The following is a 21,783-nucleotide window of genomic DNA, read 5'->3' as shown; positions in this document are numbered from 1 at the left end:
CGGATCATGCGGTTAGCTGAATCGTTCTACGGTCAGACGTCAACCCGTCAAAAGTCGGGTGCTCGAGGACTCTGTGTATAATTAAACTTTATAGGCCGTATGAGGCCCGTCTATGAAGAGAGATTGCGGACGCTCCTTTGAAGGGCGTAGAGACTCTTCGCGGGGCATCGACATGATGTTTTTTAATAGAGTGCTCAGATGCTCCTCAAAGCCTTGAGTGAGCTGAGGTTCATTTTCTAGAAAAGTCTCGGCGGCGCGGTGATAAGGGCTGGCATCCTTCAGAAACGCTTCAATCTCGTTGCGCAGATCAGGCGTCGAGCGCAGGAGTTTTCCGCCAACGATTTCGTGTTGGTTCAATGGATACTCTATATCGCCATTCGTTACACAGAAGACTGGTCGACGATAAAGCGCCGCTTCAACAACAGTTGCGCTGTAGCCTGACAGCACCAGATCAGAGGCTTCAATCAATGAGACCGCATCTGTTTCGACCATGCGGACACGATCTAATACACCCAGCTCTTCAGCGATGCTGAGATAGGCTGCGACCCGGCTGGCAGTTTCTTCTGGATGTGTTTTCAACACCAACTGACAGTTCAAGTCAGCCGTTGCTTCTAAAACGATCCGCCAAACCTCTGAAATTTGGTTCCAGTCAGTGGGCTGGGTAAAGTAGGAGATCAATGGTACATCTTGCACAAGATCGCTCTCAAACTCGTCGATCAGATGCGCGCGCGCTGCGAATGTTTTAGCAGCCATGTCGTACTTTTCAGGGCCCTTTAGGCGCGGCGAACCAATCACAGGGCAGCGGTCTGCACTCATTCCAAAACCGTCGACAGCCGCTTGAACAAAGAAGCGAGACACAACTCCGTAATAGTCAGCAGTGACTTTGCAATACCGGCAATATGCAGCATTCAAGCCATGCGGCTCAATCGCGACGCTGGGGACATTGTAGTGCCGGGCAACAGCCGCGAATGCAGTCACACGCGGGCTTCTAAAGGGTGTCAGAACGACAGCTTCGGGCAGCTGATTGGCCTCTTCGAGCCGCGCAAACCACACGTGGCATAAATTTGCATGCGCCAAATAAGCCAAAATACCATTGCGCGCGATGTCTGATACACGACCCGAAATCACATGAGATACATAATCAGGCGCTATGTTTTTCAGCTGCTCCCCTAGAAATTCAACCAACCATTTGTGGAGCGGATTGAGGCTTGCGTGAATTCTCTGCGGCATCGCAGTCACCATCTCCGAGCCATTCTCTGCGTCTAGGCTTTCAGTGAAGCTCAACAAATTGCCTCCTAAGAAGGCGATGCGAAGATTTGCGATGGCGCTAATAGAGTCGCTATATGCAGCTGAGGAGCGATTGTAAGCAGCAACCTGAGTTGTGGCGAGCATCATGCGTGGATGCTGTGTGTCCGGCCAGCTCGCAAAACCTTTCGCCAAGGTCGAGTTCCGACCGGACAACCCTGCAACTGCGGGCGCGAGTTCTTGTTTCTTGGCGGGGTTAATCACGACAGGCGCTGGCGCTGGCGGTGACGTAAGTATTTTCAACACTACATCAAGCGTTTCCAGAGTTTGGCTATCAGGGGACAAACAAACCATTTCTACGCGCGGGTCTGTCGCCAATTTCTTGATCCCTGACAGCAACCGAGCAAATTGCTTATTGGCCCCCGGTTTCGCAGTTTTTTGACCTCCAAATGCAACTACAATATGGTCAAACTCATCTGAGTTAACCAAGTGCTCTAAAGCTGCAAATTGCAGGCAAGGGAAAAACAAATTGTCGGCTAACGCCAGCTCAGTACCTTGAGGATCTCTTATTGTGAGCTCGGCACCACCCGCCTGCTCAAGCGCTGCTGTAAGCGTCTGGGCAACGACGCGCGTATCTTCGTGCACACGGTGATAGTCGGGACTAAAGCGGGTGATGCGGCTTCTGCTGTGTTCAACCGTAACCCGCGCAGAACCAGCATGCTCCATTTTATCCGAAAACTCTGCGCGCCCGTACAAATCATCCAAAATGAAGACAGTCACATTCTCAGCGCCAGAAAAAAGAAGTGAAAGAGTTGGTACATCTTTAAGAGATTGCGCCAGAATGAGGCGGTGTTTCCTGTCTGCCCTAAATTTGCTGTGCGGCATAAATCTGCGCGCATCATGTTTGGGCCGCTTTGAGATCACTGTGCCGCCGCTGTCCATCATGCGGCGGAAGTGCGCTGAGAAGGCAGGACAAAACTCGGTCGCTTTTTGTGCAAACTCAGCAGACAGTTTGTCAGGTAGCAATAGTGTTGCCGCTATTACGAACCCTGCGCAGGTCATTTGACTGCGCATCATGCGTTGACGCACTGAGGATTGCTCATCAAGCGTTTCGTTCATTAAACACGCACGCATGGTCTCTTTAGTAAGCTCAGAACGCGCAAGATTGATCAGAACCTCTGAGTTCCGTGCGGTCGCGACACTGACTTCGGTGAAATGTGCAATTGCATTTGGATAGGTCTCGTTCAGGAGCTGTATTCGTGCATCAACCGCAGACCAGTCATACGCCGGGTTTGCACGCCAAAATGTAATGTTTCCCGCTTTGGCACCGGTAATTTTGTCTGTCAGTCTAAGTTTTAACTTAAACGTTTTGACCTTGAGACGACGGACACGCCACCGCAAAGCGCCGACAATTTTTTGTCGTACAGCACCAGCTTCAGCGTGTGCCAAAGCCTTTGGCAACACACGTACCCGATTGATCATCGTGCGTACTCTAGGAAGAAGCGGCATAAATTTGGTCGTTCCTAATGAAATTGTATTTTAAACCAAAAAAATCATACTTTAAAAGCGTGCGCGCAAAAGCATAAAAGCCTCAGCAGCATGTGTACCGCTGGCCACCCCACGAACTTCCGCAAGGGCACGCAAAGCGCGCAGGCTACGAGGGAAAGGAAACGCCTGAATTTCGTTTCCAAAGAGGTTGGTGATCGCTAGTTTCTCATCCAGATGATCGGTGATGTCTACAAAGACATCTGGATGGAAGCGTTCGCTGTCCTGGATCGCAGCATCGGTTTCGGACAATGTTTCATAAACAAGCGTCCAGCGCACGGAAGGATAGCGGAACCACTTAGAGCAGGCGGCACCTGCATCATGGACTGCCGCGTGATCGCTATGCGCATCCCCACGGTGCGGCAACATGATGATTTCCGGTTCGACCTCTTTCACGATGGCAGCAATGGCCGCCACAAGATCGCCCGTTGGCAAAGTATCCAAACGCGCTGCTGGAAACGGCAAGATATGCACACCCGCAAAGCCATAGGCTTCAGCGACAGTTTTGATTTCTTCTTTGCGCCGCGCCATCTTGTCAGCAGGCCAGCCATCCTCGGCGCGCATTTTTGTAGCGATAAGCCAGTGAACAGGGCGTCCTGAACGTATGGCGCGCAAAAGCGTTCCACCAGCGCCAAGCGTTTCGTCATCCGGATGCGGTGCGAGGACCAGAATAGGTCCGGTTTGATTGTCAGAAAACACGGGGCTCAAGTCTCCAAAATAAAACGTTTGTGCATCAGGCGTGCGTCAATATTTGTCTGCGACAAGATCTGCGCGATCCGTGCGCTGGTGGTACCATCACCATAGGGTGTTTCGCGTTTGGCCACCTGTGCGCGAAAGACGCTATCGTTCATCACCTTGTCCAATGCACGCTGAATTTCCTCAGGATCATACTCGGTGAAAATAACATTATCGGCATGTTCGCGCCCACGCTGACGCTTGCCAATGTTGATTGTCGGCAAGCCCAGCGTCGGTGCCTCTAGAATGCCCGCAGAGGAGTTACCAACCATCGCATGCGCATGGCGCAACATGTTTACAAAGACGTGACGCTCCAGGAACGTGAAAAGCTTCACCCGCTCGCAACGCGCAGAAAGCGCAGTCAATTCCGCGACAACCGCATCATTGCCAGGGTCCGTATTGGGCATCAAGGCAACCACATTCACACCGCTTTTTTCCAGTACGTTGGAAATCGTCTCCATATGTGCGCGCGCTGCAGAGAAATCGGTGATTGTCGGGTGATAGAGGAACACGATGTAGGGTTGGCCTTGCCACGCGAGGTTCAGCGCGGCCTCGACCCCTGCGCGATCCATATGCGGCGTGCTCACCAAGCGATCCAGACCAGAGGCACCAACCACATTGATCCGCCAATCTTCTTCACCAAGCGCGCGCAAACGCTGTCCGCTCAACGGTGTGGTCGCCATATGCAAATTTGCGATCTTGGACACAGCGTGGCGGATCGGATTGTCAACATTGCCGTCTTCAGCATGATCGCCACCGCCGATATGAACCACAGGGATATGATGGTAGAGCCCGGTGAGAGCGCCTGTCATAGACTCTTCGCGATCGCCCATCACGACCAAAAAGTCAGGACGTTCTTGCGCAAACAAGTCTGTCATGCCTGCCATCTGCAAGGCGGCACCTTTGACGCGGCCTGACACTCCGTCAGATGCAAGGAGTGAATCGATCCGCGCCGCAATCCGAAAACCGTCCGCTTCGATCTGCGAAATCGAATTACCCATGCGCGTGCTGAGATGACCACCGGTCACAATTACGCTCGCATCCAGGTCACCCATGTTGTTCACAGCTTCGATCACAGGAGCCAGAATATCGTACTCAGACCGGATACCAGTCAAGAAATGAACGTGCCGTGTCATGGAAACCTTTAAATAGATTATTTAGAACAAATCAGAATCGAGCATACTGAGACGCCAGCGTCGGGCATCTGAAAAGCCTCTTAACTCTGGATCGAAGCTTCGACCAGCGAAATAAGTTACGGGTGCAGTGGCCGCAAAGCCAAATCGCTCGAACGCAATACGTGCTGGGTCCATTCGTAGGCACCAGCAATTTATCGTCCCAACACCATCGATTTGTGCTTGTTTAAGCACGCTCGCCAACAGGGCTGTGACATGCGCATCATCTAGCGCGCATATGTCAACAATATCGATTGCTTGCGATCCAAACGCTTTCGTAATCGCGTAACCTGCAATCTGCTCTCCGGCTGAGATTATGTAGCGCGTGTAGGTATTGATCGGGTTCTTATCTATCCGCCACTCAAGCGTCGCAGTAGATCGCAGACCAGCCAGAGTATCAGGCTGAGCTGTTGCCTGTTGTAACGCCTCAAAGCGTCCATCAATGTTATCAACAATGCTAACCTTGAGAGCGGGATCAGCACCCCGCGCGCGCGCGGCGGCAACGTTTAGGGAAAGTGTTGGAACATCGTCAATTGGCACCCAGCCAAGCTTTCTGCGCCGAGTTGCATTTATCATAGCGTTGGGAAAGCCCCATACCCCAGCGTACCCGTTCTGTCCGAGCATCTCGTAGAGCGCGCCACCCACAGCTTCGATAAGTCCGTGTCCGCGATCCTTTGGATGGGTCATCGTCGTCATAGACAAAGCTGCAGGAATAATTTGACCATCACATGTAAGAGGTGCCTGACTGGCGGCATAGTGCCCTGCCAAGCGGTCTCCCTGCCAAGCCAGCATGATCAAAGGTTCCCCCGCAGGATGATCATTAAACCGCCAAGCCCAAAAGTCAGCGGCAAGAGTCCGCCCAAAGCTGGCCTGAAAAAGCTCTCGAATCGCAACTTCATCACCAGCTTGCCATGCGCGAATATCATAACCTTTACTCACCAAGTGGGCTCCTTTCACTGCTATGTAGCCTGCATTGGTCAGCTTGCCTTGTGAAAGACTATTGAGGATGCTGAAAGATGTCTACATTCCTGCGCCGAATTTTCTTGGTTGCGCTGGAGTGTAAAAGTGTTGCATTCCCTAAATGAAGTAATCCCAAGATTTTGCTTTATAAAGATACTCGAAAGTAATTAAAATATGATCCCGCTAGCTGTCCCTAACTTAAATGGAAATGAAGCGGCTTACCTCCAAGAGTGCATCGTCTCGACCTTCGTTTCAACAGTAGGCCCATTCGTTGGCGCGTTTGAAACCCAGATTGCTGAGTTGAGCGGTACGACTGCCGCATCCGTGCTGTGCAGTGGAACAACAGCCCTACATCTTGCCCTCGAAGGCTTTGATATTGGCCAAGGCGATCTAGTGATGGTGCCTGCACTGACCTTTATCGCAAGTGCAAATGCGGTGCGCCATGCTGGGGCAGATGTGTGGCTGGTGGATGTCAGTGCGCAAGACTGGATGTTGGATGTCGATGCGGCACGCGTCGCGATCGAAGCACAAACGGATGCGCATCCGAACGGGCGCTTGCACCGCGAGAGTGGTAAGGTTCTACGCGCCATCATGCCTGTTATGATTATGGGATCTGTACCCGATTTTGCAGCTCTCGTGGCCATGGCTAAAGATTTCAATCTGCGTGTCATTGTCGATGCTGCCGCAGCGATAGGCACCACATACAAAAATGGGATCGCTCTTGGCGCGACAGGTGTCGATGCCGTGTGTTATTCATTTAACGGCAATAAAACCGTAACCTGCGGCGGCGGCGGTGGCGTTGCCTCTAATGACGATGCCTACATCGAACGCATCAAGCATTTAAGCTCGACAGGGCGTGTCGGTGCAAACTACGACCATGATATTGTTGCTTACAATTATCGCATGACCAATTTGCAAGCTGCGGTTGGTGTCGCGCAGTTAGAGCGTGTTGATGCATTCTTAGCGAGTAAGAAGAAAATCCGGGACATCTACTCCGAGCTATCTAGCAATTTCAAATCTTTGGAGCCTTTTCCTGAACCTGCCTATGGTCAAAACGGATACTGGTTTTCTGGAGTTTACTATACTGGGGGCGACAAAAACGTCGACCTTGAATTCCAAAAACACATGAAAAGCGCAGGAATTGACCTGCGCCCGTTTTGGAAGCCCTTGCATTTACAAAAGCCTTATGCGTCGTCCCTGTGCGAGCCGATGCCTGTAACAGACGACATCTGGAAGCGTATTTTTCCACTTCCATGCTCGACCCACATTTCAGATCAAGACCTTAACAAAATTATTAGAGATACAACAAATTTTTGGAATAAGCATGAAGCTAGCTAAATACATCGGCTCGGAGTTGCGCGCTCTTTGCGTACACAAAGAGCAGACTATTCTTGAAGCAATGCAAATGATGACTTCTGCTGGCCTCAGGCTGGTGCCTGTCATCTCCACAAGCGACAACACATTCGAGGGGGTCATTGCAGATGGCGATATCAGACGGTTCCTGTCGTCAGGTGGGCAAGTCAATGCCAACGTAGATGTAGCACTCAACCGCAGCCCTGTTGTTCTAGAAACGGATCTGTCAGATTCCGATGCGCGCGCCCTCATGGTCCGACGTGGCGTTGAGTATTTACCATTTGTGCAAAATGCTCGGCTGGAGTCGATGTTTGCCCTTTGGGTCGCGCCCGGCCCCGAAGATCTGACCGCAGTGATCATGGCCGGCGGGCTGGGCAGCCGCTTGGCTCCACTGACAGACACTTGCCCCAAGCCGCTCTTGCCACTGGGCGGCAAACCTATTCTGAGCCACATCATCGAGAACCTGCGCGATCAGGGCATCAACCGCTTTGTGCTATCAACCAATTATCTCTCCGAGATGATTGTCGATCATTATGGCGATGGATCGGCGTTGGATGTGTCCATTTCATATGTCCATGAGAAAACCCGCATGGGCACGGGCGGCGCACTTGGTCTGGTGGATTCCGGCCAGCTGTCCGAGCCGTTCTTATGTCTGAATGGCGATATCTTGAACGACATCGATGTGGACGCGCTGCGGACCCAGCACCAGAGCAACAACTGGGACGCTACCATGGTTGTGCGCGATTTCAGCATGACAGTCCCTTATGGCGTGGTGAGCGTGGCTGAAGACGAAGCGTTCGAGGACGCCGAGGAAAAACCCACCACGCATTTCAGAATCAATGCTGGCTGCTATATGCTCTCCAAATCCATCTTGAATGTTGTCCCAAAGGATCAATTTTATGATCTGCCGACTTTGTTTACAGACCTCCAGAAGCGCGGCATGAAAGGCGGGACGTATATGCACAAAGGCCGCTGGATTGATATCGGGGACATTGCCGAACTCAAACGCGCGCGCGCTATCTTTGAAGGACCCTCCAGTTGACACCTTTTGACTTGCCGACACTCGATGCGCGTATTGTTGGCCGCAAAGAGAGCTTCTTTGCCCAGGATTTCCGCACTTACGCTGATACGCTCTCGGAGATGATCAAAGGATCGCGCATCCTGTTCATTGGCGGTGCCGGCTCTATCGGTTTCCAGACCTTGAGCACGGTGCTGCGCTTTGCGCCTGCGGTGGTGCATGTGATTGATCACAACGAGAACGGGTTGGCTGAAGTCATTCGCGCCTTGCGCTCTGCGCCCGAGCCTGTGTTGGCGGACGAAATTCTCACCCTGCCCTTTGACTATGGCGGCGCGCCGTTTCGCCAATGGCTGGCCGCACAGAACCAACCCTATGACTATGTGCTGAACTTTGCCGCGCTCAAACACGTGCGTTCGGAAAAAGATCCCTACTCTATTCTGGCCATGCTGGAGACCAATGTTCTCAAGCTGGTTGATCTTGCACATGGGCTAGGTGCTCTTGGCGCGCCAAAGCGCCTGTTCTGTGTTTCAACAGATAAAGCTGCAAACCCAAGTTCCATGATGGGCGCCACCAAACGCCTGATGGAACATGCATTGTTTGCACCTAATTTGGCTTGGACCGATCAAACACAGATCACATCGGCGCGTTTTGCGAATGTCGCCATGTCTAACGGGTCCTTGCTGCAAAGCTGGCAAATGCGTCAAGCTGCGCGCCAACCCATGGCCTGCCCCGAAGGCTGCCGCCGCTTCTTCGTCTCCTTGGGCGAGTCCGGTCATTTGTGCACGTTGGCGGCGTTCCTTGGACCTGATCGCAGTGTGATTGTACCTGCATTGGATCCCGCGGAGCATCTGGTGCTGCTACAAGATGTGGCCACGTGGTATCTGGATGCGCAGGGTCTCAAGCCTTGGTTTACCCATGACGAAGACGAGGCGCGCAACTCGGTTGACGCTTGCGCTAAACGCGGCGAATGGCCTATGCTTTTGACGCCTTTGGATACCGCAGGCGAAAAAACCTATGAGGAATTCATCGGAGTTGGTGAAGACGTCGCGCGTGGCAAGTTCACCTCGCTTGAACATGTGGGCTATTTACCCCCGACTGACCCCACAGTCTTTCCTGCCTTTATCGATCAACTACGTGGCTTTTTGTCTAACAAACAGGCCGAGCCTCTCAGCGAGACGGTCCTCAAAGATGCCATCGCGGCGGTAGAACCCGCATTTGCTAAAAGCCATAGGGCCAGCACCAAATCGCTAGACGCACGCGTCTAAGAAGGGTCTGTCATGTACGATCGCTGCTACATTATCGCTGAAATTGGCGTCAATCATAATGGATCGTTCGATCTTGCGTGCCGGATGATTGATGCGGCCGCCGCCTGCCATGCAGACGCCGTGAAGTTCCAGACCTTTCGCGCCGAAGATTTGGTGACGACGAGTGCAGCCAAGGCGGCCTACCAAAGCGCCAATACCCAGAACGATGACAGCCAGTTTTCCATGCTCAAAGCTCTGGAGCTTTCAGAGGATGAATTCGCGCGGCTCTATGACTATTGCCAGCAAAAAGGCATCGCCTTTTTGTCCACACCTTTCAGTCTGGATGCCGTTGACCTGCTCGCGCGGATCGGGGTGGATGCTTATAAGGTCAGCTCGGGCGATCTGACCCATCTTGGCCTGCTCACCCATATGGCTCGTCAAGGCAAACCGATCATCCTCTCCAGCGGTATGGGCACGATTGGCGAGGTCGAAGAAGCGATAACAGCTATTCATGCCGGCGGCGGCAGCGACATCTCGCTGTTGCACTGCGTGTCCAACTATCCGGCTGCGCCAGAAGACTGCAATCTGGCGGCGATGGACACGATGGCACAGGCCTTTGGTCTGCCTGTGGGCTGGTCGGATCACACATTGGGTGCCGCTATTTCATGGGCCGCGGTGGCGCGCGGTGCGCGCATCATTGAAAAGCACATCACGCTGGATCAATCCCTGCCCGGCCCTGATCACAAGGCCTCGATGGAGCCGGATGATTTCGCTGAGTTTGTCACCGGCATCCGCCGCATCGAAGCGGCCATTGGCACAGGGCGCAAAGGTCCGACCGAGGCAGAAAAGCAGACCGCGCTTGTGGGGCGTCGCTCTATCACCTCCACACGCGATCTGAGCAAAGGCACTGTGCTCACTGAGAGTGACATCAAAATCGTACGCCCCGGCACGGGTCTTGCGCCGCGTCATTTGCCACTGGTTTTGGGCTGTACCCTGAGCCGCGATGTGCCTGCTGACACCCCTCTTGTCGCTGAAGATATCCATGATTGATCTGGGATCCCTTTCGTTACGCGCCGACCACCAGAGACGGGCCGTCCTGTGAAATCGGCTCTGGTCATCGGACTTGGCTCTATCGGGCGGCGTCATTTGCGCAATCTCGCTGCGCGGTTTCCAGAGGCGCAGCTGCATGTGCTGCGCCACCGTGCGGCACCGGACGAAGAAGCCACGGCACTTGGTGCAATCTTGCATTCTGATCCTGACATCGCGCTGGCCCTTGATCTGGATCTCGTTGTGCTGGCCACGCCCTCTGCCAATCACATTGATTTGCTGCCGCGTCTGATTGCCAAAGGCTGCCATTTGCTGGTGGAAAAACCGATTGTGGCCGAGCAAACAGATTGCACGTCAATTCTGCGCGCGCTTGAAACTGCGCCGCCTGCGGTGCGCGCGTCTGGCTTCAATTTTCGCTATTTACCCTCTTTGCAACGCGCCCATGCGCTGATCCAAGAGGGGGCTTTGGGCCACCTCGCCCGCGCAAGCCTGACGGCCGGGCTGTGGCTGCCGGATTGGCGCCCGGATCAGGACTACACCGCCGGCTATTCTGCGGATGCCACACGTGGTGGCGGGGTCGAGCTTGATCTGGTGCATGAAATCGATGTGGCCCGCTGGTTCTTTGGCGATCTTGAGCTGAACTATGCACGCGGCGCACATCAAAGCAGCCTCGATATCCGCGCCAATGACACCGCTCTGGCGGTTCTGTCCAACCCACAGGGCGGACCTTTCGTGCAAATCGCTCTGGATTACATATCGCGCCAACGTGTGCGCCATTACGAAGTAGTCGGGGACGCCGCAGGGCTCGATTGGGACCTTGCCGGTAAACTGACGCAGCTCACGCCAAATGGCTCTGTCGCATTGAGCACCGGGCCTGCGGATTTTGACGTGGCGCAGACATATATGTCTATGCTTGATAGTGTCGCCGCTGCAATGACAGGGGACACATCCGTGCCTCCTCCCCAAAGCCTTGCCGACGGGATCGCAAGTACCCACCTCGCCCTGCAAGCCCGAGATGAAGGTTCAAACACATGACAACAATCTGCACGATCTGCGCACGTGGCGGCTCAAAGGGTGTGCCGCGCAAAAACGTCCGCATGCTGTGGGGCAAACCCCTGATTGCCCATACCATTGAGCAAGCTCAAGCCTGCAATTTGATTGATGCGATCTATGTCTCGACGGATGATGAAGAAATCGCTGCCATCGCGCGCGAATACGGAGCTATCGTTCCTTTCTTGCGCCCGGCTGAGCTGGCAACTTCGGAGGCGGGAAAGCTCCCGGTCATCATTCATCTTGTGGAGCATGTGGAAACACTCGGCGTGGATGTCACCCGTGTGGTCGATCTCGATCCGACATCGCCGCTGCGCGATGTGGCTGATATTACCGCCGCTGTTGCTTTGCTGGATACAGACACAGATACGGTGATCACCGCCTACCCTGCGGATAAGAACCCCTATTTCAACATGGTCGAAGCCAAAGAGGACGGCAATATCCGTTTGGTCAAACCCTCGAGCGATGGTGTGGCCTCGCGTCAGGCGGCACCCGATGTCTATGCGATGAACGCCTCGATCTATGTCTGGCACCGCGATACGCTGGCCAAAGGTCTTTGGGCCGGACGCACGCGATTGCATGAAATGCCCCATGAACGCTCGGTTGATATCGACAGCGAGATTGATTTCAAGCTGGTCGAACTGCTGATGGGGGAAACCCGCAAGAAGGAATCTGAGAATGTCTGACAAAAGCACTGGCGCTAAGACCATTTTGCTCACCGGAGGCGGGGGCTTTCTGGGAACCGCAATGACCCTGCGTTTGACCCGCGATGGGCATCATGTTGCTGTTGTGGACCGCGATATGACAACGGCTCAGGCCTCTGCGGATGGCGCTGATCCTGCGGGCAAAGCCATTGCCTATGCCTGTGATGTCTCGGACCGCGATGCTCTGGTCGCGCTCAAAGCGCAGGCCGAGGCAGATCTGGGTCCGGTAGAGGTGCTGATCTGCGGGGCTGCGACCAAATCGGACAACTTCTTTGAGCCCTTTGAGACCTTCCCTTTGGAAGATTGGGACTACGTGATGCGCGTCAATCTCACCGGCCCTGCACTCTGTGCGCAGGTCTTTGGCGGAGACATGGCGGCGCGGGGCGCAGGCTCTATCATCAATTTCCTGTCGATCTATGGTATCGCGGCCCCGGATCAGCGCATCTATGATGGTGCCCTCTATGAGGGTCGTGCGATTAACACACCAGCGATCTATTCCGCCTCCAAAGCCGGTCTTTGGGGGCTGACAAAATACCTTGCCAGCTATTGGGGCAAGCAGGGCGTGCGGGTCAATGCGATCACCCCGGGCGGGATTTTCAGCGGTCAGAACGACCAATTCATCCAGAACTATTCCGCACGCACGATGATGGACCGTATGGGCGAGCCCCATGAGATCGCCGATGCGGTGGCCTATCTGGCCTCGGATGGGGCCAGTTATGTGACGGGGCAGAACCTGATCGTCGATGGAGGTCTCACAGCATGGTAAAACAAGTTATTCTATGCGGCTGTGGCAACATCGGGTTTCGCCACCTTCAGGCGCTTGCGGATATCGACACGCCTGCGCGCATCACCATCGTTGAACCCTTTGAGGGCGGGCATCCGCGCATTGCCGACTTTATCGCCTCAGAAGCCGCAGGCGGAGCCGAGCACTATCGCTTACTTAGTGCTTTGCCCGAGAGCCGTGAACATTTTGATCTGGTGGTGATCGCCACCAGCGCGGATACGCGTCAGGCTGCCTTTGACAGCGTTGTGGATCACCATGATGTGGGCTACATCATCTTTGAAAAGATCCTGTTCCAGACCGTGACGGCGCTGGATGAGGTCGCGGCCAAGCTTGAGCACATGGGCATCGCAGCATTTGTGAACTGCGGGCGCCGTGGCTTTGAGAACTATCATGCGCTGAAAACGGCCCTCGCAGGCGGCGGGCCGATTGATGTTACTGTCACTGGCAGCGCCTTTGGTCTGGCCTCGAATGCGGTGCATTTTCTGGACCTGTGCGAGTTTCTGAACGATACCCCTCTCACGTCGATTGATCTCTCTGCTCTGCAAAGCGGCGCCGTTGAAAGCAAACGCGCCGGGTTTTATGAAATTTTCGGCACGCTTGCGGCCACGCTCGACAATGGCGCGATCCTGTCTGTGACCTGTCTGGACAGCGATAAAATGGAGATCGGCATCACCCTCAGCCAAGGCGTACGCAGCATCGCGATCGACGAATTGGGCGGCACGCAAAGCGAAGACGGTGTCACAACACCGTTTGCGATCAAACATGTGTCGGGCATGCCCTACCTCTATGATAATGCTCTGCGCGAGGGTGACCCAGGGCTCACCCCCTATGCGGCGTCAGCGCATCAACACCGCCTCTATCTGCGCGCAATGTGTCAGCACCTAGACTTGCCAAGCAGTGACGATACTGTATGCCCTGTTAGTTAACGTTTCTTAGTGGATTTAGTAATGACGACTCACTCTCCTATTCTTTTGATTGGCGCCGGTGGTATGGCGCAAGCCTATGCGTCGGTTCTTCAATCCCTGAATATCACGCCCAAAGTCTTGGGACGCGGCGCAGCGTCAGCCGCGAGTTTCGCCAAAGCGACAGGTATTCAGCCCAGCACCGGAGCCCTTGAAACCCAGCTGGCGGATGTTGATCCGAACGCAGTTGCGATTGTCACGGTCAATGCCCACGCGCTGGCACACACCACGCAAACCCTGATCGCCCATGGCATCAAAAGGCTGCTTGTCGAAAAACCTGCGGCTCTGGATCTGGAAGAGATGGCCCGCCTTCAAACGGCGGCTTCAGCTGTAAATGCCGAAGTCTATGTGGCTTACAACCGTCGCTTCCTTGCTTCTGTAATCGAAGCGGACCGCATGATTGCTGAAGACGGTGGCCTTGTCAGCCTGCGCTTTGATTTTTCCGAACCTGCGCGCCGCATTGGGGCATTGGGCAAGCCCGAGCGCGAGCTTTCGACGTGGTTTTACGGCAATTCAACCCATGTGGTTGATCTGGCGTTTCACTTCTTCGGTCGCCCCGATGCACTGGATGCGCGCATTGCCGGTCAGCACGGTGTCGACTGGCACCCTCAGGCTGGTGTGTTTGCCGGATTTGGCTATCGCCGGGACGGCGCGACAATTGCATGGCACGCCAATTGGGTGTCTCCGGGTCGCTGGGGCATGGAAGTACTTACCCATGAACGTCGCATCATCCTTCAGCCACTGGAAAAACTGCGCGTGCAGACCCACGACAGCTTTGCTGAAACAGATGTCGCGCTTGAGGATGGTGATGATCTTGCGTTCAAACCCGGATTGCTGCGCCAGACCCGCGCGTTCCTCAGTGGAGAAGACGCCGATCGTTTGGTCTCTCTGGACGCTCATGCGCGTCACATGACTTTCTATGAAGCCATTCGGACAGGACAAAAATATTGTGGAGACGCTTCATGACCGTCGCATACGACAGTGAGATAGAAGCCACGATCGATGCGGCGATTGCCTCTGCCGAAGCCGGATCGCTTGATATCGCGGTGAAGCAGTTTTCTCTCGCACGCACGCAGGCTTTGCATTTGGCGGACCCCGAGGAACTGGCCAAAAAAATCGCTTCTGATCACGCGGCATATGTGCGTGAGCGCAATCAGTTCCGCGCTTTGTTCCCGGCCAAACCTGCAGGTACACGTAACGTTTTGATCATGAGTGACAGCCTTGGCTTGCCTCGCCCCGATGACATCGAGGGAGAGGCGCAAACCTACACCAACCTCATTAACGAGCGTTATCCCGACTTGAACGTCACAAGCCTGTGCCAGAGATTTGCGACCACTCAAAATGTCCGTGATGAGCTGACCGCTGACCCTGATCTAGGGCGTGATTCACACTTTGTGCTGCACGTGGGCCTGAATGACTGTGCGAACCGTATGTTCCTAGAGAACGAGCGGATTGCCTTGTCGTTTCTGAAACCTATGACACGCGACAAACTGATTGATTTTACGCGCAAATATCGTCGCGATATTATCCAGAGACTGCCGCCTCATCATTACGTGAATCCGACAGAATTCCGCCAAAATCTAGATGCCATTATTGATCTTTTGCGTGCGCGTAATGCAGACAAGATCGTTTTGACAACGATCATTCTACCACCCGCAAAATCATGGCCCGGCACGCCGGGAATCAACCGTAATTTCGCGGCCTATAATCTTGAGATCCTAAATGCTGTCCACGACAGGGACGCCCTGCTTCTGGATTTGGACCGCCATGTTTGGCAGGCTCAGAACCAAGGCGTTCTGGACCCCGACGGGATGCATCTCGCGGACAAAGGTCACCAGCTATTTTGCAACAAGTGTGATCCTTACCTGCGATGAGCACAAAGCGACTACGCGTCTGTTTTGTCATTCAAAAGCTGTTTGGATTAAGCGGCGGCGCCGAGCGCGTGTTTGCGCAGACAGTCACCGCCATGGCGGCGCGCGGTATGGATGTAGAGGTTCTCGTCTACGATACGTCCACGCGCGCGCTGCATTTTGATCTGGGTGATATTGCTGTCACCAATGTCCTTCCATCGGTTTTAAGACGTCGCAGCAAGCCTGGAATGGCCTCGAGCCAAACACCAAGCATCGTCAAAAATTTGCCATATGGGAATATGTTTGGATCTCTGAAGTGGGCGGTCACGCATGGGATGTTCGCAAACCGTGTGAAACGCACACTACACAGTAATCCTCCTGATGTAATTGTTGCGTTTCTTCCCCCTGCGATCACCGCAGCTGTGTCTGCCGGACAGGCTCTTGGTATTCCCGTCATCGCCTCCACACATAATTTACCCCAGGAAGATTTCGGTCTCGACAGCCCGCGTTGGGATCAAAACCCTGTTTATCGCACACGCGCGCGCAGAGCTCTTGCCAATGCGACAAGCATCACTGTTCTACAAAACGAATTTTGTGATTGGTTCTCCTACGAGGAGCAAGCCCGTATCACAGTCATGCCAAATCCGGTCATGCGATTATCGCCAGTACCTGATCCTGTGCCCAAACGTGAGAAACTGATCGTAGCTGTTGGCCGATTAACAGACGTAAAGCGCATGGATTTGCTTGTCGGAGCTTGGCAACAGATACATCATGAATTTCCAGACTGGCGTCTTGAGATCTATGGGGAAGGCCCGCGACACGACACGCTCACCGCGCTGATTGCCCAAGCCGGCCTGATGGGCGTTGTAAAGCTTTGCGGCGTCACTGCCAATTTGGGGGCCGTGTATGACCGCACGAGCCTACTGTGCCATCCCGCAGCATTTGAAGGCTTTGGTCTAGCTGTCGCAGAAGCCATGGCGCATGGAGTGCCTGCAATGGGTTTCGCTGATTGTGCGGGGATCAATCATTTGATTTCACACGGCTCAAATGGGTTCTTGTTACAACCAGAACACGACAGAACGGCAGTTCTCGCAGATGGATTAAAGGAGGCCTTATCTCAACCGGCTCACTTACGTACATTGGGAGATGCCAGCAAAGATATTTTACAGACCTATCAACCCGACAAGGTTGCGTCACAATGGTTTGCGCTTATCCAAAAAACAGCTCTCGGTCACTCAGATCATAAGTCAGAAAGGCATTGAGGAAGAGTCGCGACCCATTTAGCCAAACCAGCATCCTTAAACTGTTCCGGCTTTAAAAACTGCACAACTTTTTCAGCAATCAACGCGTTACCCTCCATCAGCGATGCTGAACACAACGCCACTGCAAGATCAAACTTTGGTAGTTGCAATGCAGCCAACAGTTCCACAGGAAAAGCGCCCGACATTGTTAGACAATTATCCAGCTCATACGGCTCATCCCTCGGATGATGCTTAATATGAACATCGTATCCTTGCGCGGACAGGCCATTGATAATCCGTTGATACAGTCCACGCTTTTCTCTGGTACTACACAAGCCAATCAAATCCAGAGGTTGGGTGATTACGAGACAACGGGGCTTGCCGAGCGCGGCAAACAATGGCGGTTCTGGCACAAAGACATGCGCCAGTTCGAAAGCTTGAGCAGAGTTTAGTTTTTTCAGCAGATCGGAAAACGCCAGTTTACGCCCCTTTCCTTTGACATTTTCTGGTAGGTACTCTGGTCGTGATACCTCTATGATATCTACCCAGGCCTCTTCCCCCCAAATCTGACGGGAAGGGTTAAGCCCCGAACATGTCCGTAAAATCGCTTTACCCAAAGCAACTGGAAACGAAACATAATTATTCAGTCCAGATTCACGCATCACCACATGATTACAGCTAAAGGCAGCTCGTTTGGACGTGAAGAACCCCGAGTGATAGATGTAGCCAGTTTCAAAACGCTGGCCTAATAGTATCGGCAAAGCACTATGGGTCGCGCGCACAAAACCCAACGCCCAATCAAACTGGATGTTTCGCCCTATAACGCCGGCTTCGGGATTACCCGCAAAGAGCATTATTTGTTCGGAATCGTAAGAGAACGCGATGTCTACATTCGGGTATGCCCTCAACAAACGTGTCTTTAAAGACGGCGACAGAGGTGCATCATCCTCAAGATAAAGAATTTTGGCAGTGGCCAAACGCCCCACAATATCGGCAAGCGCAAAAACGAGATGGCGTAGATTGTTGCAAACATGCAATTCATCAGCCGCGGACGCGTGAAATCCAATCTGCTTTGGTTGGTGATCCAAAATACTCATAAAAACTCGGATCCTGAAACCAAGGTACATTGCGATTAAACCATGAAGACTTTAAAGGTCAACATCTGAACCCAGTCATCATGCTTGAGCCCTTCTATGGCAACTGTTTCGATTCTTATGCCAGCCTATAGGGCCGCCCCGACGATAGGGGCTGCAATTGCCTCTATTCAGGCACAAACTGAACCGGATTGGGAGCTCTTAGTGATCAACGATCGCTCCCAAGATGAGACGGTGCAGACGGCTCTGGAATTCGCTCAAGAAGATGATCGTATCCGTATTTTGGACAACGATGGTCCCAAAGGAGCGGCCGCCGCGCGCAATGCAGGACTGGCCCATGCAACAGGGCGTTATATTGCATTTCTGGATGCAGACGATGAGTGGTTGCCAAACAAGTTGGCCAGCCAGCTTGCATTACTTCTCGAAACCAATGCTCCGCTTTGCTACACAGGTTTTGAAGTGAAGCGCGCGAAGAGACATATCAGAGACGTGCGCGTGCCCACATCCGTAACATATGAACAACTTCTGGCCGGAAACATTATTGGTTGCCTCACAGCCATGTATGATACGCAGATCTGTGGAAAAGTCACAATGCCCTTGATAAAACGGCGTCACGATTTTGCTCTTTGGCTCCATATTCTCAAAGCGCACGGGCCGGCTTGCGGAATTCCTGAGCCGCATGCCATTTTGCGACTTGCAAATGGAACACTATCATCTAACAAAATCTTAGCCACTTATGGCACTTGGCGCATGTACAGAGATATTGTCGGGCTATCCATACCAAAGAGCATGGTTAGTCTCTACCGTCACTTGCGACAACGCATATTACGTTAAACTATATTGATCAGGAACAGGAAAATTGATGCCCAAAGCGATTTTACATATAGGCACAATGAAGACTGGAACCACGTCTATTCAAAAGGCCCTTAGCAGCAACACAGATGTCCTCTCAAGACACGGATACAACTACCTCGGCCCTCCAATGCGCCATTCTACAATCCTCGCGCCGGCCATTGCAGCTCTGCCGCATAAAGATCGTGATTTGATTATATCAGATGAGGGTCTTTGGCATTTTGCAGACAGCAAACGCAGTGACACCGCAAAATTGGCTAAGATTTTAGAGCACTACGATGTGAATGTGCTTATTTACCTTCGCCGCCCTGATAGCTTTTTGAATTCGTGGTTTCAGCAGGGACTAAAAAGTGGAACAGGCTCCCTTACGATGTCGCAGTTTCTTGCCTCCGCTTTTGTTCAAAGCGGGCTGAGATTCCAGCACCTTATTGCCCAGTTTGAAGCCCTTTTTGGAAAAGATAGCATCATCTTGCGGCCCTATGAAAAGTCTCAGCTTGCTCAAGAAGATGCTGTCCTCGACTTTTTGGAAACTCTTGGCCTACCTGTGAATGAATTTATTCTACCGTCGCGGAGTAACGCCACTCCAGACACAGATAATTTGTTATTGCGCAGCCTATTCCAGCGAGACCTTCCACGATCGTCTCGACTTACAAATCAGCTCGATAAACTGATGCTGCATTTGAACCGCTACGGATATCAGGGACGCCGCTACAGTCTTTTATCACCAGATGAATTGCGGGAAATTATTGCAACATATCGACCGGTTTTCACCGAATTGCAAACACGCTACGGTGGCGGTATCGAGCCCGATTTTTTTCAATCTTGGCCGGAACCCACTCAAGCGGTCCCAGGACTTCTCGGCTTGCGTTGGACCCAGGAAGCGATTTTAAAATCGAGCGATACCTGATGTATTCAAAGCAGACTTGGGCAACATGTTTGTATGTTCATCTACTCTTCTTCGCTTGAGCCCATATTCCGTTGATGATGAGCAATGGCATCTTCAACATCATTATAATACACTAGAACACCATTCTCGAGCACGGCACCAGCCTGGCACAGCAAGCGCACTTGGGCCATTGAATGCGTCACCACAAGTGCGCCTGCTGACTTCATGCGCTCTCTAAATACAATCCTGCTTTTGCGTTTGAAGATCGCATCTCCAACGGCCGTTACCTCATCTACAAGATAGGTATCAAAGGGAATACCAATCGACACTCCAAAAGCGAGACGTGCCTTCATGCCCGCCGAATAACTGCGCACGGGAGAATAAAAGTGGCTGCCAAGTTCGGAAAAGTCTTCGACAAATGCCAACAAACTGTCCGTATCTACACCATAAATTCTCGCAATAAAGCGCGTGTTTTGTGCACCGGTGAGTTGCCCGTGAAATCCGCCCGAAAAGCCAACGGGCCAAGACACTGTGCCAGTGATGTTGATTGCGCCGGAGTCAGGTTTGATCGTACCTCCAATCATCCCCATCAGTGTGGATTTACCCGCCCCGTTACGCCCAAGAAGAGCGACAGCCGTGCCCGTAGGTAAAACCGCGTTTATTGTGTCGGCCACAACCTTCGGCCCGTCTCGCGTGTAAAAAGACTTACATAGGTTTTTGAGTTCAATCACTGTCTCGGTGATCCCCGTCTTTTAACGCCGGTCACGTAGAGAATAATAAACCAGCGCAGCAATGGCCCAGAACAAAAAGCTGAACAATCCGACGACCAGAATAAACAAGATGCGCTGTGGGAATTCTGATCTCTCCGCAAGAGTAGGACGCACGTAAGCGGCAAGATAACGGCTTTTGCGATTGGCTTCTGCTGTTGCGCCATTAAAATTGGAGAGCGCAACAGCATAGGCTTGTTCCGCAAATTCACGTTCCACTGACAACCGCTCGAAATCTGCAATTGTCGTGGCATAGCTTTCATCCCCTGGCGCACCTACCCCGAATTTACGTCGTTCGTCAGCGATACGCGCTTCTATGACGACAATACGTCGGGTGGCTTGCTCTAATCGAGGATCCCCCTCGCGGGTGGATGTACTCAACAGATCCAATTCAATAAGTGCTTCAGCAAGCTGAGCTTGTAAGGTGTTCAAAAGCCCCATCTGACCTTGTACATCAGCTGAGGGGTCTACAATTTGATTTGAGACACGAAACGCAGTAAGAGCTTCACGCGCTATTTTTACCTTTTCGATTGCTCGCTCAAGATCCTCGCGTGCATAGCGTGTTCCATCCTCACGAGCGACCGCGGACAGTGCGTTGATCATGCGCGCACTTTCTTCAAAAATGGCCTCGGCAATCTTTTTGGCATCTGTTGCCGAGAACGCCAATACGCGCAATTCCATCAACCCGGTTCCAGAATCGTAAGAAATGCGCACCATACGCAGCCAAAAACTTGTTAAATCCTCGATCGTGCCCTCAGGGTTAAACGTCAGGAGCGGGTCTTGCTCACGATGGATCGTATAGAGCCTGCGCAAATCCAGTTGAGCATCAATGGTACGCACCATCTCTTGACTGCGAATAAATTCATAAAGAATATCTGCATCACTTGAGCCCCCTCCCCCGCCACCAAGAGTACTGCCAAGTCCCCCCAAAATATCGGCAGCACTGCTAATATCTTCGTTGCGCACAGTGAACGCGACGGTTGAGGCGAATTGATCCGCAGCGCGCTCGTAAAGATACCAGCTCACAGCCGCAACCGGCCCGATCACAAAGAAGATAAAAAACCAGAAGAGCCCCCAATGCCGTCGCTTTCTTTTCGCAGGAGCCGCCAAAGGACGCACAACAACTTGAGCAGCAGCAGGCTTGGCGGCAGCAGCAGGCTTGGCGGCAGCAGCAGGCTTGGCGGCAGCAGCAGGCTTGGCGGCAGCAGCAGGCTTGGCGGCAGCAGCAGGCTTGGCGGCAGCAGCAGGCTTGGCGGCAGCAGCAGGCTTGGCGG

General features: G+C 53.0%; 20 protein-coding genes. 13 read left to right on the top strand and 7 right to left on the bottom strand.

Going from position 1 to position 21,783, the window contains the following annotated elements; all coding sequences use genetic code 11:
• Positions 1–81: 81 nt before the first annotated feature.
• From PFRI_RS16700 to PFRI_RS16685, 4 genes are read right to left on the bottom strand one after another with little or no spacing between them, the layout of a single operon-like run.
• Positions 82–2,754, bottom strand: a complete 2,673-nt coding sequence (locus PFRI_RS16700; RefSeq protein WP_139292138.1) for a CDP-glycerol glycerophosphotransferase family protein — start codon at positions 2,752–2,754, stop codon at positions 82–84.
• Positions 2,755–2,805: 51 nt separating this feature from the next.
• Complete coding sequence (locus PFRI_RS16695) at positions 2,806–3,489, bottom strand: PIG-L deacetylase family protein (RefSeq protein WP_084649737.1); 684 nt, start codon at positions 3,487–3,489, stop codon at positions 2,806–2,808.
• A gap of 5 nt (positions 3,490–3,494) precedes the next feature.
• Positions 3,495–4,661, bottom strand: coding sequence for a UDP-N-acetylglucosamine 2-epimerase (neuC, locus tag PFRI_RS16690; protein WP_072631837.1), 1,167 nt, complete (start codon positions 4,659–4,661; stop codon positions 3,495–3,497).
• Between the two features lie 21 nt (positions 4,662–4,682).
• Positions 4,683–5,636: a GNAT family N-acetyltransferase gene (locus PFRI_RS16685; RefSeq protein ID WP_170124878.1), complete on the bottom strand. Its 954-nt coding sequence runs from the start codon at positions 5,634–5,636 to the stop codon at positions 4,683–4,685.
• 195 nt (positions 5,637–5,831) lie between these two features.
• Here PFRI_RS16685 and PFRI_RS16680 point away from each other — a divergent pair, with 195 nt between their 5' ends.
• Genes PFRI_RS16680 through PFRI_RS16630 form a run of 11 tightly spaced genes read left to right on the top strand, consistent with a single transcriptional unit; the run spans position 5,832 to position 16,931 of the window.
• Entirely contained in the window at positions 5,832–6,995 is a 1,164-nt protein-coding gene (locus tag PFRI_RS16680; protein WP_072631835.1) for an aminotransferase class I/II-fold pyridoxal phosphate-dependent enzyme, read from the top strand.
• Positions 6,982–8,052 carry a nucleotidyltransferase family protein gene (locus PFRI_RS16675; protein WP_072631834.1) on the top strand — a complete coding sequence of 357 codons (1,071 nt, stop codon included), beginning with the start codon at positions 6,982–6,984 and terminating at the stop codon, positions 8,050–8,052. Before PFRI_RS16680 ends, PFRI_RS16675 begins: the two co-directional genes overlap by 14 nt.
• A complete protein-coding gene (locus PFRI_RS16670) occupies positions 8,049–9,293 on the top strand; it encodes a polysaccharide biosynthesis protein (RefSeq protein WP_084649735.1) in 1,245 nt (414 codons plus the stop codon). The genes PFRI_RS16675 and PFRI_RS16670 overlap by 4 nt, the downstream gene beginning before the upstream one ends.
• 12 nt (positions 9,294–9,305) lie before the next feature.
• Positions 9,306–10,322: an N-acetylneuraminate synthase gene (gene neuB, locus PFRI_RS16665; protein ID WP_072631833.1), complete on the top strand. Its 1,017-nt coding sequence runs from the start codon at positions 9,306–9,308 to the stop codon at positions 10,320–10,322.
• A gap of 48 nt (positions 10,323–10,370) precedes the next feature.
• Positions 10,371–11,354, top strand: coding sequence for a Gfo/Idh/MocA family protein (locus PFRI_RS16660; protein WP_072631832.1), 984 nt, complete (start codon positions 10,371–10,373; stop codon positions 11,352–11,354).
• Positions 11,351–12,055 (top strand): acylneuraminate cytidylyltransferase family protein, encoded by a 705-nt coding sequence (locus tag PFRI_RS16655; protein ID WP_072631831.1) that lies wholly within the window; start codon positions 11,351–11,353, stop codon positions 12,053–12,055. The genes PFRI_RS16660 and PFRI_RS16655 overlap by 4 nt, the downstream gene beginning before the upstream one ends.
• A complete protein-coding gene (locus PFRI_RS16650; RefSeq protein ID WP_072631830.1) occupies positions 12,048–12,839 on the top strand; it encodes an SDR family oxidoreductase in 792 nt (263 codons plus the stop codon). Before PFRI_RS16655 ends, PFRI_RS16650 begins: the two co-directional genes overlap by 8 nt.
• The gene (locus tag PFRI_RS16645) at positions 12,833–13,783 is read left to right on the top strand and encodes a Gfo/Idh/MocA family oxidoreductase (protein ID WP_072631829.1); all 951 of its coding nucleotides are present in this window, start codon (positions 12,833–12,835) and stop codon (positions 13,781–13,783) included. The genes PFRI_RS16650 and PFRI_RS16645 overlap by 7 nt, the downstream gene beginning before the upstream one ends.
• Positions 13,784–13,804: 21 nt before the next feature.
• Positions 13,805–14,785 carry a Gfo/Idh/MocA family protein gene (locus tag PFRI_RS16640; RefSeq protein WP_072631828.1) on the top strand — a complete coding sequence of 327 codons (981 nt, stop codon included), beginning with the start codon at positions 13,805–13,807 and terminating at the stop codon, positions 14,783–14,785.
• Complete coding sequence (locus tag PFRI_RS16635; protein ID WP_072631827.1) at positions 14,782–15,693, top strand: SGNH/GDSL hydrolase family protein; 912 nt, start codon at positions 14,782–14,784, stop codon at positions 15,691–15,693. The genes PFRI_RS16640 and PFRI_RS16635 overlap by 4 nt, the downstream gene beginning before the upstream one ends.
• Entirely contained in the window at positions 15,690–16,931 is a 1,242-nt protein-coding gene (locus tag PFRI_RS16630; protein WP_072631826.1) for a glycosyltransferase, read from the top strand. The genes PFRI_RS16635 and PFRI_RS16630 overlap by 4 nt, the downstream gene beginning before the upstream one ends.
• Here the strand turns inward: PFRI_RS16630 and PFRI_RS16625 are convergent.
• Positions 16,910–18,007, bottom strand: coding sequence for a polysialyltransferase family glycosyltransferase (locus PFRI_RS16625; RefSeq protein WP_072631825.1), 1,098 nt, complete (start codon positions 18,005–18,007; stop codon positions 16,910–16,912). The two genes, PFRI_RS16630 and PFRI_RS16625, sit on opposite strands and share 22 nt — an antisense overlap.
• Positions 18,008–18,103: 96 nt before the next feature.
• Here PFRI_RS16625 and PFRI_RS16620 point away from each other — a divergent pair, with 96 nt between their 5' ends.
• Both PFRI_RS16620 and PFRI_RS16615 read left to right on the top strand, forming a co-directional pair.
• Positions 18,104–18,838 (top strand): glycosyltransferase family 2 protein, encoded by a 735-nt coding sequence (locus PFRI_RS16620; protein ID WP_084649733.1) that lies wholly within the window; start codon positions 18,104–18,106, stop codon positions 18,836–18,838.
• Between the two features lie 28 nt (positions 18,839–18,866).
• Positions 18,867–19,763: a hypothetical protein gene (locus PFRI_RS16615; protein ID WP_072631824.1), complete on the top strand. Its 897-nt coding sequence runs from the start codon at positions 18,867–18,869 to the stop codon at positions 19,761–19,763.
• A gap of 41 nt (positions 19,764–19,804) precedes the next feature.
• On the opposite strand, the gene PFRI_RS16610 is transcribed toward PFRI_RS16615, so the two are convergent.
• Both PFRI_RS16610 and PFRI_RS16605 read right to left on the bottom strand, forming a co-directional pair.
• Positions 19,805–20,473, bottom strand: a complete 669-nt coding sequence (locus PFRI_RS16610; protein ID WP_072631823.1) for an ABC transporter ATP-binding protein — start codon at positions 20,471–20,473, stop codon at positions 19,805–19,807.
• Positions 20,474–20,494: 21 nt separating this feature from the next.
• The gene (locus PFRI_RS16605; protein ID WP_072631839.1) at positions 20,495–21,628 is read right to left on the bottom strand and encodes a KpsE/RkpR family capsule polysaccharide export protein; all 1,134 of its coding nucleotides are present in this window, start codon (positions 21,626–21,628) and stop codon (positions 20,495–20,497) included.
• Positions 21,629–21,783: the final 155 nt, after the last annotated feature.

This window comes from Planktotalea frisia (genome assembly GCF_001890925.1).
Lineage (GTDB): Bacteria > Pseudomonadota > Alphaproteobacteria > Rhodobacterales > Rhodobacteraceae > Planktotalea > Planktotalea frisia.
The sequence above is the reverse complement of the archived record's forward strand: the minus strand, read 5'-3'. Positions and strand labels throughout refer to the sequence as shown.

Bases quoted from the DNA above. Each gene is read 5' to 3' on its own strand.
- PFRI_RS16675 (WP_072631834.1), top strand. From the start codon at position 6,982: ATGAAGCTAGCTAAATACATCGGCTCGGAGTTGCGCGCTCTTTGCGTA.
- neuB (WP_072631833.1), top strand. From the start codon at position 9,306: ATGTACGATCGCTGCTACATTATCGCTGAAATTGGCGTCAATCATAAT.
- PFRI_RS16620 (WP_084649733.1), top strand. From the start codon at position 18,104: ATGGCAACTGTTTCGATTCTTATGCCAGCCTATAGGGCCGCCCCGACG.
- PFRI_RS16655 (WP_072631831.1), top strand. From the start codon at position 11,351: ATGACAACAATCTGCACGATCTGCGCACGTGGCGGCTCAAAGGGTGTG.
- PFRI_RS16700 (WP_139292138.1), bottom strand. From the start codon at position 2,754: ATGCCGCTTCTTCCTAGAGTACGCACGATGATCAATCGGGTACGTGTG.
- PFRI_RS16635 (WP_072631827.1), top strand. From the start codon at position 14,782: ATGACCGTCGCATACGACAGTGAGATAGAAGCCACGATCGATGCGGCG.
- PFRI_RS16640 (WP_072631828.1), top strand. From the start codon at position 13,805: ATGACGACTCACTCTCCTATTCTTTTGATTGGCGCCGGTGGTATGGCG.
- PFRI_RS16680 (WP_072631835.1), top strand. From the start codon at position 5,832: ATGATCCCGCTAGCTGTCCCTAACTTAAATGGAAATGAAGCGGCTTAC.
- PFRI_RS16630 (WP_072631826.1), top strand. From the start codon at position 15,690: ATGAGCACAAAGCGACTACGCGTCTGTTTTGTCATTCAAAAGCTGTTT.
- PFRI_RS16645 (WP_072631829.1), top strand. From the start codon at position 12,833: ATGGTAAAACAAGTTATTCTATGCGGCTGTGGCAACATCGGGTTTCGC.
- PFRI_RS16625 (WP_072631825.1), bottom strand. From the start codon at position 18,007: ATGAGTATTTTGGATCACCAACCAAAGCAGATTGGATTTCACGCGTCC.
- PFRI_RS16650 (WP_072631830.1), top strand. From the start codon at position 12,048: ATGTCTGACAAAAGCACTGGCGCTAAGACCATTTTGCTCACCGGAGGC.
- PFRI_RS16615 (WP_072631824.1), top strand. From the start codon at position 18,867: ATGCCCAAAGCGATTTTACATATAGGCACAATGAAGACTGGAACCACG.
- neuC (WP_072631837.1), bottom strand. From the start codon at position 4,661: ATGACACGGCACGTTCATTTCTTGACTGGTATCCGGTCTGAGTACGAT.